This window comes from Natronorubrum daqingense, assembly GCF_001971705.1.
GTDB lineage: Archaea > Halobacteriota > Halobacteria > Halobacteriales > Natrialbaceae > Natronorubrum > Natronorubrum daqingense.
Window position 1 is genome coordinate 15,124 of sequence record NZ_CP019330.1, and the last position, 11,861, is coordinate 26,984.

Here is an 11,861-nt window from a genome sequence, read left to right on the forward strand (position 1 = left end):
CCGAAACCGCCGAATTCGACGGAATTCCCGATTTCTCAGCAGATCACACCATGTTCACCGACAGACCACCGCCTCGAGCACCGTCTATAGAGAGCGTATAGCCTTCCTATCGACACGACACTCCCCAATGACAAACCATCAACAGAGAGCCACCGGCTCGCTCGAAGTCACACGGCCGCTGACGCCCAACGGCAACGGCGTCAACCTGTATCTTCCGCCGGAGTTCGTCACGCACCTCGGGTTTCCACTCGAGCCGGGCGGCGACACAACGGCGGTTACCGTGCCCGACGTCGGCGTCATCCTCTTTCCCGGCACCGACCCCGACCTACCGAGCGAGATCGACGTCCGACCGGCCGACGAGTACCGCGTAACGACTGACACAAACACTGATTCACGAACGATGATCCACACCGAAACAGCAGACGCCGATCGAGGTGACAACGATGGCGCTTGAACGCGCACGCGAATGGGCCGGCCAGAAACTCCGGCCAAAGCAGTACGTCGACGAAGAGAACGCGAAGACGCCGTACGAAACGCAAGACCCGCACACCTGGCGTGACGAGGCCGCGCCGTCGTTTCGAGACAAACTGGCCCAACGAAAGTACCGCATCCTCTCGAAATCGTTCGTCCTACTCTGTCTGTTGGGCGTCGGTATCGCCGGCATGCGGAGTTTCTTCCCCGGGATCTACTACTCCGAGGCCGTCCGAACGCTCGTCGCAGTTGTGACAATCGTCGTCGTTACGGGATTGCTCACGATCAACTGGATGCTCAAACGCCTCGAGCACTTCGACTGGTTGATCCTCAACTTGCCTGGCGGCGTCGAAGTCTACCTCGGCGAGTATACCACGACCAACGGCGGCGAGGAACCGATCTTCAAACCGTTGCGCGGATTCACGCTCTGGGGAACCGTCGGCAATCACTACGAGCTGGGCGACCTCTCCGATGACTTCGCACGCTCGTTCGCGAAGAAAGATCGGAAAGCAGACGACCCAGTTCGAATGGGCCTTCCCAAAGAGGCTGACGAACAATCGGTGTCGACGTGGTACGGGACCGTCTTGTCGGTTGTCTCCGACGGCGTCGAGCCCGATGCAACCTCTCCAGAGGTGGACGTCCGCGTCTGGCCATCCGCGAGAGACCACGATGACACGATTGACGGACTGATGGACCTCGTGCGCACGAAAGAGCGTCGTATCGATGATCTTCAGAAAGAGGTCTCAGACCTTCGCGAATCCCGGAATAAGTACCGACACGAGGCGAATAAGACGCGTCAAGAAGTGCGTGACGAACTGGTCGACAGTCAGAAAGAGATTTTCGAGTCGATCAACCCGAGCGTGTCGATGGCTGCCGGGCAAGCGTCACAGAACCAGCACACGCAGACGCGTTCGAACGGCACAACCGACCCAGATCCAGTGATGCAAGATACAATGGAGGCGATGAGTAATGAATAGCGTCGGGCGACTGCTTACAGTGGTGGCGATGCTGGCGCTGATCACGTCACTCGTCGGCGCGGGCATGGCCGGTACAGCCGTTGCAGATAACCAGACCGACGCCGATCTCGAGGTCGAACAGCCCTACGCCGACGGTGACGTGAACATCGACACGTCGGGCAACTACACCACATACGAAGTTGCCGGGTCGTCGCAGTTACTCACACTCGAGGGCGTCGACGAGAACGCAACCGTCCTCGATTACGGCACCGAAGAGAGCGAGGCACACCTTAGCGAGCACGACTCGTTCGACGCCTACGAGTTCGAAACTGATAGCGACGGCACCTATCACGTCTATTTCGCCATCGAATACGAGCAGGATAGCGACGACGGCAACGAAACCGAGACGGTTCGCGAGGATCACGTCGCCCAACTCTCGGTTTCCGATACCGATACGCAAATCGTCGCCGGTGAGACGCTCGATGAGTATCAGAGCGATGCCGACCGCTGGTCGAACTGGGAGAGTGACGTCCGGGCCATCGCTGGCGATGACGTCGACGTCGATCAACAGACCGACCTTGCCGGGACGCTGTTGAACCTGCGTCACAACCCGACCGAGGCCCTCACTGGCGAGTTCCTCGGGATCGTGTTGATGCTGTTCATCACCACGAGCGGGCTGGCTGTGTTGGCACTGTTCGGACTCTACCACCTCGTCGTGACGCGCCAACTCCGAAAACGGACGAATGAGCGCGAATCACTCGAGGCTGAAGAAGCCGATCTCGAAGAGAAACTGACCGAGCTCGACGACCAGAAACGGAATCGCTTGCTCGTGAACACGACGATGTTCGACCATCTCGAGGACGAATGGAGTGCCCGAGCGATGCACGAGGATCTTGGCGAGGATGCCATGAGTGCATGGCTCAACTTCACACAGTTGGTCGGCGCAGGCAATCTGCTCAAGGACCGACTGATTGCGATGGGGAAAGATGGGTATCGAGCCGCTGTCACCCGGGGTTCGGACGACCAGTATGCCACTGCACGACTGGTCCACCCACAGACCGACCCCGAGTGTAGCGACGACGAAGAACTGGTCGCACTCGAGGAGAAAGACAAGATTAGCGCGGTCGCTGACGCAATCGCCGTCGACGATACCGAGTTGGTCGAGTACGATCTTCGCGAGCACGACACCCGACTGACCGAGATGGGGCCAGAACTCAGCGCCCCCGACTCGGTCGACGAGCTGGTCGAAGAACTCGATGCCGAACTGCGACGCTTCCAGGGCAACGAGGAAGAGTATACGAAGTACCTCCTCGAGTTCGTCGAGCACGTCCGCGAGCATCCGTTCACGGACGCCCATGGCCGGCCGAAACGCCTTCGATACGTCCTCTCGTCCTGGCTCAAGACCGCGCAGATCAACCGCGATATGTTCGGCATGCCGCTGGCCGATATGCACGCCGAGTTCCTCGAAAAGCTGTTACAAGATCACGATCCGGCCGAAGACGCCGATATCGAGATTGAACAACACCGGAAAGGGGTGAAGCAGAATGCTGGCGACTGACGCCTTCTTGCAGGCCGGTGGCAGTGGTGCGTCGACGGCACAACTGGCTATCGCAGTCGGTGTTATCGCAGCGGCGTTCCTATTCCTTGCCGTCGCCACGTGGCGCTCGCAGTACGTCGGACTCTCGAGTGAACAGGCGGCTCATAAGAGCGCGCTGAAATCCGCGTTCGAAGCCCAACAGGCGACATCGCTGGCGATCCCCACCGACGCCGACTTTCGGAGTTATCGCGGTCGAATCCGCTCGCTGTGGTCCAACGATCCCGAGATTGATGACCACACGACGATTCGAGAGGCAATGGCGGCCGTGCACCGGTCGCTCTTGGATTCGTGGACGTCGCTTTCCGGGCGCGTTCCGAAACTCGCTATCTGGCTCGTCGAGGAAGGTATTGCCATCCTGGTTCTCGGTGCGTTGGCCGTCGTCTCGATCGAGCAGTGGGAGTCGTTGTTCAGTGCTGAAACCGGCCGGCCAGACGGAACGACCGTTATCGACACCGTTGTCTCAGTGACGACACAGACGCTCGCGACCGGGCAGACGCTGTTCGGGATGTTTCCCTACGGTGAAGTCGTCTGGGCGCTGGGACTTGGTTACGGCCTGTTGGCCTACGAGTTGCTCTACGTCCATTGGTACGTCATCGGCCTGGTGTTGATTCTCGGCGGCGTCTCGCTCGCGCTGTTGGATTACGCCACGCCGTCGGTCGACGCAACGCCACACCTTACCGACCGTGGTCTTGGCTACCTGTTCGTTCAAGCAGTGGTCGCCGTGTGGGCGGCTGGTGTCATCCCGACGATGATCGGGCAGGCGACCGGCGACCCGACTGCCGAGACGGTGTTCGCAACGATTGGCTTTCTCGCAGCGTTCGTCACCGCGCTCGCGATGGTTGGATTCGGCCTGTGGGCGGCGTTCAACCATCTTCGATTCCGTGCGTTGAACGCGGCGACCGAGCGCGACCTCGAGTCGTGGTTGCTCGTCGCCTATCTCGCCGCGTGTCGGATCTACGCGACGATTGCAGCGATTGCGGCCACGTTGATCCCAGTCTATCTCGGGGTCGTGCTTTTGAACGGACGGCTGATCGAGGTCTGGGCGGCGTTCTGGGCTGGCAGTACCGATATCCAGATCGTTGCCGGGTTGCTCTTTATCGGCGTCGTCGCCGTCCTCGCATGGGAGATTCAAGACGTCTGGCCAGATCTTCGGGCGTCGATCGGACACACGCTTTCGAGTCGGTCGGTTCGACTCGCGTTGTTCGGTCGTGCAATGCCGTTTGGCGTCATCTTCTTTGCGTATCTGATGGCGATTGCGTTCGAACTGTCGGTGCTGGTCGCTGCGATCGTGGCCCTGCTGTCCGGTGTGGCGGCGCGGCTCGGCTACCTGTTGCTCATGCGAGCGCGATACCGATTGCAGTTGTTCGAACCGCCGGAGCAGACGCCAAACCGAATCCTGATCGAAGCCTACACGATCGAGGATGCTGACGGCACGGAGCGGTACATCGCGACGGTCAACCGCGAACGGATTGCACGCGACGACATCGACTCGCTCGTTGATGAAGTCCTCGAGCACGCCGAGTCACTGGCCGATGACGGCCAGTACGCAACGACGTTGGGACAGCACTACGCCACGAATCTCTTCGAGTACGGTATCGTCGGCGAGGAGACGTCCCGAAAGAAGCTGCGTGAGCGCGTTCGAAAGCACGTCTACACACCGCTCAAGCAGAACAACGCGCGTATTGAGGAGTCGGATATTGAAGACAATCTCGAGGAGTACCCCGACTCGATCGTTGAAGAGCGCCTTCAGAAGTTCAGGACGTACGGCACCCGTGACGGGAAGGTGTTCCGTCGAGACGGGTATTTCGTCCTCGAGCGGTGAACTCGTAGGCCGTATTTAGCGGAACTGATAGAACCACATCCACCACTTGTAGTTCCGTTCGAACTCGTACGAACGCTCGTACGTCCAGTACTGCAATTTCGTGAACACACTTGGGCTCTGCACCACACTCGACCCTACGCCGACCGCATGTCCGCTTTTGTACTTGTGGTAGTTACGAGCACGCTTCGCCTTCGACTTTTCAAGGAATTCACGGTGATATCCACACGTCGAGCAGGTGCATGTGTACGTTTCTCTCGATCCCATAGTCACTCCCTCACTTCATCGATCGACTGCGCGACGTCCTCCGCTTTGATATCCGAATACGCCTTGTGCGTCGTCTCGATCGACTTGTGTCGCAACGCCGATTGGGCGAGTTCCGAGTGGCCTTTTTCGTACAGTTCAGCGCCGAGCGCTCGCCGCGCCCCGTGAGGTTGCAGGTACTCCTGGTCGCCCTCGAGTTCGATACCCGCCTCTCCAGTCAGTTGTTTCAGGATCTGGCGGCCGGCCTCTTTCGTGATCGACGGCGGTGCAACCCGTTTGTCGCGACAGATCGTGTCAATGTCACTGCCGGGTTCGGGACGCTCACCGGTCGCGTCTTCGACGGCGGCGTACTTGCTCGCAGCGTGATCGGTCGGGAACAGCGGCCAGTCGTCAGTCGGCGGGTCCTGTACGCGCTCGAGGCGCTCCAGTGCGCTGCGAGCGGCTTTCGTGAGCCCGACGGGTTCGCGGTCGCGTGACTTCCCGAAGACCGTGATCCGGCCACTCTCGAGGTCGACGTCCGCCCACAGGAGGCCAGTTCGCTCATCGTCGTTCGTATCCCGAAACATCTCGGCCCCTCGAAGGCCGAGTTCGGCGAGTAGGACGACGATCGTCCGGTCGCGGTATGCACGTTCGACCGATACGTCGATGGTCTCCTCGCGAGCCATGCGGACCCGTTCGTCGGCGTACTCGAGCAGTCGGTCTCGTTGGGCCGGTTCCCAGAACTGCGTCTCTCCGGACGGGCGGTCTTCGGGGAGGAACTCTTCGGCGCTCTCGGTCGCCGCGGGGTTCGTATCCAGTTGCTCGTCGCGGACGCAGAACGAGAGGAACGCCCGGACGTACGCGAAGTAGGTGTTGGCGGTCGAGCCGGCGATCTCGCCGTCGATGTAGTGCTCGCGCAGCTCGAGGCCAAACTCTCGACAGTCACTCGAGTCCAGGTCGTCGACGTATTCGACGCTCTCTCGAGTGCAGAACGCAGCGAACGACTCGAGGACGGGTTTCATCGTCGAGCGACTGCCCCCTGACTCGAGTTTGTGGTTCAGGTAGCGCGAAATAGCGTCTTCGACGGTCTGACCCCCACGGTTGCGTGCTCGAGAGTGGGTTCTATCTGCGTTCATTTCGTATCTTCGCAGAGATCACGCAGGGTCTGTAGAATCTCAACAGCGTTATCGAACGTCGGGCCTCGTTCTATTGGCTCTCTATCGCCCACGTTCAATATCCCAGCATCTTCCAGTTTTTCCAGATGCGTTTGTCTGTTTGATGTATGGGTCCGCTTGCGTTGTTTCCCCGTTACCTCGCTCACCGAGATATTATTTTCCAGCGCGGCGACCTCATCTGAGAGTTTGCTTCGCGTGATACTGGCATTTTCCGTGAGGACATCTATAACAAACCGCCTTCGGTAGGAACTCAGTAAATGCGTTGCGTCATCCATCGTCAACGTGTCTGATGTTCCATCTGCACCGGTCGAACCCCCTGAATTTCTGTTTGCCATGATCCTCACTGTGGGGTACAGCTTCGACCCTAGTAAAACTACTTGGTCAAATCGCCTTTTAGCAAAGTAGTTTGTTATACGTCTGATTCGTTCGATTTCGAAGTTCTCGAGGTCTGTACGGTTAGTTTCCCATGTTATAAACCATATACCGCGATATGAATCCGTCAAGTCTACTCCTAGATATGAATCCGTCAAAAACGAACGTCTGACGCCCTCTCGAGCGCCGTTCTCTGTCGAAGTGCATCCTCGATCTCAAGACCGTGGCTCGCTGCGAGGCCTTTCGCGAGCACCCACGCTCGAGCCGATCGCTCCGGAACGTGTTCTTGCTGTCGGTGGCTGTACTCGACGAGCGCCTCGATAACGAGCAAGTCCTCTTGTGGTGTCCACGGTGGCATGCCGACGTTCGCCGCGTCTTCATTGATAAAACCACGACCAAAGGCACATCACCGTTCGCTTCGAGCTGCGTCAATTGCGTTCTCGAGGGTGTGTTTCAGTTCGACGGCTTCGGGAAGCGGAACCCACGCCGAAGTCTGGACATTATCACCTTCTTCACCGACGTCGTTCATCGTACTTGGTGCAATAGATCCATCCATATCGATCCGCACGACCGGTGTCCCGTTCGTTTCAGAGTTCGCCACAAACACCTTATCGACGTGTTCCATGTCGAGGACGGTCCAGTGGTCTTGTTTGTACGTATCGTGCTTTCGCATTTCTCGTGACTCTCGCTCTACCATGAACGATACCATGTTCTATCGGAACTGTATTTTAACTAGCGAGGCCGACCTGAAAGTGAAATCTGGTCCTGATTCGTCACGCCACATCTGGGTCCCAGATCGCCAGTACCGTTATGACGATCAGAATTGGAGCAGCGATTTCGAGCGGGACCGACGCCAGTGCATCGAAGGTGGATACACCAAGTTCGTCCGTGAATCCAGACAGTTCCAGTAATCCAATCGCGCCCGCGAGCGAAAGGAGTGCAATCCCAACATTAGTTCTAAATTTCCCCATAAGTAGACATTCTCGCACTGATACAAAGTGATTGCGTCAAACTGCATTCTCGAGCACACCACCTATCACGATCTCATACGTATCCGAAATCATGGACGACACGAAAATCTACGAGTGCCCGTCCCCAGACTGTTCGTTCACGGTCGGCGGTTCGACGAATTAACCGAACACGTGAATGGAGATCACGCTGGTGAGTATCGCCGCGACGACTGGCCCGACACCGACGCTGGCCGGGCGACTCAAGAAGAATAGGCGTTAGGCTACAGCATTAGTCGTAGTGTTCGCCGTTTGCGATCGCCATGAACCGATCACTGGCTTCACAAGTGTCTTCTACGACCGTTTCCCCGCAGTCGGGACAGCTAATCACAATCCTGAATCTCCCGTCGGCTTCGGTTTCCGTCGTCGTTCGCCAGAACTGGTTCACCTGCTCACTGTATGCCGCCGCGCGAGCCTCGAGTAACTCGTCGGGACCGTCTGCGACCTGGACATCTGGGTCGACAGGTTCGAACCCACAATCCGGGCATGTATCCGGCTGTTCGAGGTCGTTTTCGTCCGTGTAATCGAGTCCGTCGTCGGGACGTTGTGTCGTGTCGAGTGCTCGCGAATCGAGTTCGCCCGGTGGAGTAGTCGAGAGGCTGTGTGTGAACGACCGGATCCGGTCGGAAAGATCGTCGTCGAGTGCGTGTCCAGAGCGATTCCCTTCTGGACCAGGAACGTAGAACGAGTCGTTGTGATCGCCGTTTCCCATACGAAATGAGTAGGCTTGCCGGTGCATAACAGTACCGCCGACAACATCACAATCCAGAACTTTCGAGTAGCCTACACGCCCGGTTGTCGGGGATACGCTTTTACGTATGTTACATGTAACCACTGTATAGGATTTCAAGCGTCTCGAGTACTCGAGGCCGACGAAATCAGGTGATTCGAAGATGAGCATCGAGACAGACGCTGGCCGAACTGCACAGATCGGGCCGCTGGCACGACTCCGAGAGGGCGAGGTGCTTCGGTGCCGAGACGACAGAACCGGATGGACGTGGTACTACGACGTCGTCGAAGGCGAGACGCGAAAGTATCACGCCTACCACGAGTTCGACGGACGGGCGCTGTCCGACCTCGAGACCGTGTCCGAGACGGTCGCATACGAGCGCGTCGACGAGCGGATTGTCAGTGAGCGACAGTTGGCGGTGCTTCGGGGTGACGAGCAGTGAGCTCGACAACGCAGCGCCGACGGTGTGCGTTCAGTCAGGACTGCGAGGCCGGCGCGATATTCGCGTTCGAGCAGTCGGGAATGTCCGTTCCGATCTGTCGGCCCTGCGGCCACGATCTCCTCGAGTCCAACCCCGAGTTGAGTCTTTCCGAGTTGACGGTACTCGAGCCACACGAACGATTCGAACAGAAATAGGGCGTTACGAGTTTCGTCGCGCCTCGAGTAGGAGTTCTGCTACGCGGTCGGGTTCTTCGATAGCTAACCGAAGCACCGCGTCATGTGTCTCTCGCATTTCTTCGTCCACAACATCAGCCTCCGCGAGTTTCGGTCCAATTCGAGTCCGGAACGTTTTCTCGAATTCAGACCACGTCTTATCGCGAGCGTAGAGCGGCCGCTGACGTACTTCGGAGTATTCGAACGCCGGGCCAGTCTCAGATGGCGGTAATTCGGCGTCTGGTTCGGGCTCTGGTTCGCTGGGTTCAGTTGGACTCGATTCGATAGCCGACGCTTCAGCGTCTTCTTGTGCGTCAGGCTCGCTCGATTCGTCCGTGTCGTCGCTCTCGAGGTCGTCGAACGGATTCGTCATCGGTCCACCCCTCCGTTCGAGACGATGGTCGCGAGTTCCTCGTAGTACTCGATTTGGTCGCTGTCGGGTTTGTAATCCTGCAACGGTTGGTTCTCGCTCAGTGAGCGAGAGAGGGCAGCCCGAGCACGGATTCCCGGCTTGGGTGTCTCGATTTCGCCCGCGTCAATCTGGTCGAATTCCTCGCTCGAGATGCGAGCGAAATTCGGTACGACCGATGGGAGTTCCTCGCCGGGATTGACTTCGTAACTGGCCGTATTCAGGTTCTCGAGCAGTTCTCTATCCTCAGTTTGCTGGTCGATCCGATCCTCGAGTTTGTTCGGGACGATGGCGAGTACGTCCACGTCGATGTACTCACGGGCGGGTTCGATGAGCCGCTCCATCGTGCGTTGGTACCCACCGATAGCGCTCGACCCCGGCTCGATCGGGATGATGACGTTGCCCGTCGCGACGAGTGCGTTGTTGTTGAGCATTCCCGGATACGCCGGGCAATCGAACACGATGTACTCGTACTCGTCTCCCAGTAGCGGGTCGACGATTTTCTGTTTGATTCGCGCCGAGCCTTGCATTGCCCCTTTGAGATCATCTTCCACGTCCTCGAGCGTGTTTGAGGATGGGAGAAGATCAAAGCCGAACTCGGTCGGTTCGATGAGATCACCTGGAGTTGAGTTGCCCTCGAGAATGACGTCGCCGATGTCCGTGTCACCACGGTAGACCGATCCGAATCCGAGCCCATTCGTCGCGTGACCGTTCGGGTCCAGATCCGCGAATAGGACGTTACCATGCTCTGCGAGCTGGCGAGCGAGATTCATCGACGTGGTGCTTTTCCCGACGCCGCCTTTCAGGATGACGACGCTCACTGCACGTGGGTCTGTGTCTGCCATTGTATCTGACTCCGCCCGTCGCAAGTCCAATAGGTACCTATTGTGCTACTGAAGCTTGTTTCAACGGGCAATTAGTATATCTCCAAAGTGTTACTTAATGCTACCTCTTACGACTGTAATAGCTGGTGTAGCTACTGTACCTATTACAGCTACTGCACCTATTACACCTATTGGGACTACTGAGTCTGGTGTATCTATCGGGACTGGTGGAACTGGTGAGTTTATTGTAGCTACTCAGGAGGAGTAGGAGTCAGTGGCGGCAGAGCCGCCCCAGTTGAATCTGGTATTTTGACAGCCAACTAGTGTTGGCGTGTGAAGGTACATGCGTTGGGAGGATAGATGTTGTGCCCCGAGAGTGCACCTGCTACTCTTCAATGTCGCAATGTAACGTGCGCGCGCTTCATTCACATGGGGTTGTGGAAGCTATGTCGGTCGTAGGTAATCCGTTATTGGTTCGTAGACCTCTCCCTTCTGTTTGAGTTTCTCTATTTCATGTTCAGCCTTCGAACGGTCCATCCCAATATCTGCTGCCCGCTCAAGGATTACTTCAACAGGAGCACCTTCGTCATACTCCAATTCTATGTCTGAGATTAGTTCCTTGATGCTCTTGATTCGCTCTCCTTGATCCCGATCCTGGTCACCGATAGTAAATCGAATTGGTGTAGTTACGTTCACCTCTTCGTCGAAATCGTCATCAATATCTTTCTGTAATTTATCTGGGGTACAAGTCACGTTGAATGCCTTCCCCTTTAGAGTCACCGTCACTCGGCATTCGAACGGGATTTTTTCGTCGACTTTCTCAAGAACTTCGTGCTTGGCTTCGGCGCGGAGGCGTTCAGCACGATCTTCGTGATCCGTTGCTATCTCGAGTTTCTGAAAGGGGCCCGAGCCAACATCAGAGTTAGAACTCTCTTCTGATTTGTTTTCGGCCATGTGCCCACTACCACGGCAACTAATATGAAAACTTGGACCGCTCCTGTGAAATCCCGCCCGCGAGTTGATCGTTACTCGTCACTGTACTCACCTCGAATGACCTTCCTAACGTCGTCGACCTCGAGTTTTCCTTCCAGGTATTCCGGGACAGGTGGCTCGCCTAGCTCGAGGCGGGCTAAGGCCAGCGATCGATATTCGATCCAGCCCCATGCTGCATCCTCCGGGTCTTCGAACTCTTTGACCTTCTTCGCAAGCCTATCCTTTGCGACCTCTTTCGGAACGCCATAGACGGTATCCGAGAGGTTTTCACCCATTCTATCACCGTCCCGCAGCGGGAACATACGAATGCGCTTAGACCGTCGATCTCGAGACCTTGTCCCTCTTGAATTTCGTGCCTCGTCTGCATCTTGCCGGCGTGTAGGCCGATTTGGCACTTCAGGCCGGAGATCATAGTTCCAGCACCTCATCGACTTTGTAGACTCGGATCTCACCATGCTCATCGAACCGTTCAGCGACCCACGCACCCGATCGGGAGATCCGAGTGCCTGATCGTACGTCGTCGATCACCGACTGGCGGACCCATTCGGCGTCGTTGCGGTCGGATTGGCTTTCATCACCAAATTGCTTCCATCGGTTCCGCATTCTATGGA

The 11,861-nt window shown here is 57.3% G+C and carries 15 protein-coding genes and 1 pseudogene; 6 read left to right on the forward strand and 10 right to left on the reverse strand.

Annotated elements, in window-relative coordinates; all coding sequences use genetic code 11:
- The first annotated feature begins 127 nt into the window (after nt 1-127).
- From BB347_RS18510 to BB347_RS18525, 4 genes are read left to right on the forward strand one after another with little or no spacing between them, the layout of a single operon-like run.
- Nucleotides 128-454 carry a hypothetical protein gene (locus BB347_RS18510; RefSeq protein ID WP_076584256.1) on the forward strand — a complete coding sequence of 109 codons (327 nt, stop codon included), beginning with the start codon at nt 128-130 and terminating at the stop codon, nt 452-454.
- Nucleotides 444-1,448 (forward strand): hypothetical protein, encoded by a 1,005-nt coding sequence (locus BB347_RS18515; protein ID WP_076584254.1) that lies wholly within the window; start codon nt 444-446, stop codon nt 1,446-1,448. The genes BB347_RS18510 and BB347_RS18515 overlap by 11 nt, the downstream gene beginning before the upstream one ends.
- Nucleotides 1,441-2,985: a hypothetical protein gene (locus BB347_RS18520; protein ID WP_139327083.1), complete on the forward strand. Its 1,545-nt coding sequence runs from the start codon at nt 1,441-1,443 to the stop codon at nt 2,983-2,985. Before BB347_RS18515 ends, BB347_RS18520 begins: the two co-directional genes overlap by 8 nt.
- A complete protein-coding gene (locus BB347_RS18525; RefSeq protein WP_076584251.1) occupies nt 2,972-4,846 on the forward strand; it encodes a hypothetical protein in 1,875 nt (624 codons plus the stop codon). Before BB347_RS18520 ends, BB347_RS18525 begins: the two co-directional genes overlap by 14 nt.
- A gap of 266 nt (nt 4,847-5,112) precedes the next feature.
- Here BB347_RS18525 and BB347_RS18535 read toward each other — a convergent pair whose 3' ends face one another.
- From BB347_RS18535 to BB347_RS18560, 6 genes are all read right to left on the reverse strand, one after another.
- Nucleotides 5,113-6,222 (reverse strand): tyrosine-type recombinase/integrase, encoded by a 1,110-nt coding sequence (locus tag BB347_RS18535; RefSeq protein WP_076584248.1) that lies wholly within the window; start codon nt 6,220-6,222, stop codon nt 5,113-5,115.
- Nucleotides 6,219-6,596, reverse strand: coding sequence for a DUF7344 domain-containing protein (locus BB347_RS18540; RefSeq protein ID WP_449289610.1), 378 nt, complete (start codon nt 6,594-6,596; stop codon nt 6,219-6,221). The genes BB347_RS18535 and BB347_RS18540 overlap by 4 nt, the downstream gene beginning before the upstream one ends.
- Before the next feature lie 191 nt (nt 6,597-6,787).
- Nucleotides 6,788-6,991 (reverse strand): hypothetical protein, encoded by a 204-nt coding sequence (locus tag BB347_RS18545; protein WP_076584245.1) that lies wholly within the window; start codon nt 6,989-6,991, stop codon nt 6,788-6,790.
- Between the two features lie 48 nt (nt 6,992-7,039).
- On the reverse strand, nt 7,040-7,162 hold the full coding sequence (locus tag BB347_RS19855) for a hypothetical protein (RefSeq protein ID WP_257787649.1): 123 nt from the start codon (nt 7,160-7,162) through the stop codon (nt 7,040-7,042).
- Between the two features lie 244 nt (nt 7,163-7,406).
- Nucleotides 7,407-7,604: a hypothetical protein gene (locus tag BB347_RS19125; protein WP_139327080.1), complete on the reverse strand. Its 198-nt coding sequence runs from the start codon at nt 7,602-7,604 to the stop codon at nt 7,407-7,409.
- Nucleotides 7,605-7,872: 268 nt separating this feature from the next.
- Complete coding sequence (locus tag BB347_RS18560) at nt 7,873-8,352, reverse strand: hypothetical protein (RefSeq protein ID WP_076584240.1); 480 nt, start codon at nt 8,350-8,352, stop codon at nt 7,873-7,875.
- Nucleotides 8,353-8,533: 181 nt separating this feature from the next.
- Here BB347_RS18560 and BB347_RS18565 point away from each other — a divergent pair, with 181 nt between their 5' ends.
- Both BB347_RS18565 and BB347_RS18570 read left to right on the forward strand, forming a co-directional pair.
- Nucleotides 8,534-8,812, forward strand: a complete 279-nt coding sequence (locus BB347_RS18565) for a hypothetical protein (protein WP_076584239.1) — start codon at nt 8,534-8,536, stop codon at nt 8,810-8,812.
- A complete protein-coding gene (locus BB347_RS18570) occupies nt 8,809-9,006 on the forward strand; it encodes a hypothetical protein (RefSeq protein ID WP_076584237.1) in 198 nt (65 codons plus the stop codon). Before BB347_RS18565 ends, BB347_RS18570 begins: the two co-directional genes overlap by 4 nt.
- 4 nt (nt 9,007-9,010) lie before the next feature.
- Here the strand turns inward: BB347_RS18570 and BB347_RS18575 are convergent, their stop codons facing one another.
- The 4 genes and pseudogenes from BB347_RS18575 to BB347_RS18590 form a co-directional block, all read right to left on the reverse strand.
- Entirely contained in the window at nt 9,011-9,397 is a 387-nt protein-coding gene (locus tag BB347_RS18575) for a hypothetical protein (RefSeq protein WP_076584235.1), read from the reverse strand.
- Nucleotides 9,394-10,278: a ParA family protein gene (locus tag BB347_RS18580; protein WP_076584233.1), complete on the reverse strand. Its 885-nt coding sequence runs from the start codon at nt 10,276-10,278 to the stop codon at nt 9,394-9,396. Before BB347_RS18580 ends, BB347_RS18575 begins: the two co-directional genes overlap by 4 nt.
- Before the next feature lie 423 nt (nt 10,279-10,701).
- Nucleotides 10,702-10,908 (reverse strand): annotated as a pseudogene (locus tag BB347_RS18585) (hypothetical protein); the annotation flags it as partial.
- 374 nt (nt 10,909-11,282) lie between these two features.
- A complete protein-coding gene (locus tag BB347_RS18590; protein ID WP_139327079.1) occupies nt 11,283-11,525 on the reverse strand; it encodes a hypothetical protein in 243 nt (80 codons plus the stop codon).
- Nucleotides 11,526-11,861: the final 336 nt, after the last annotated feature.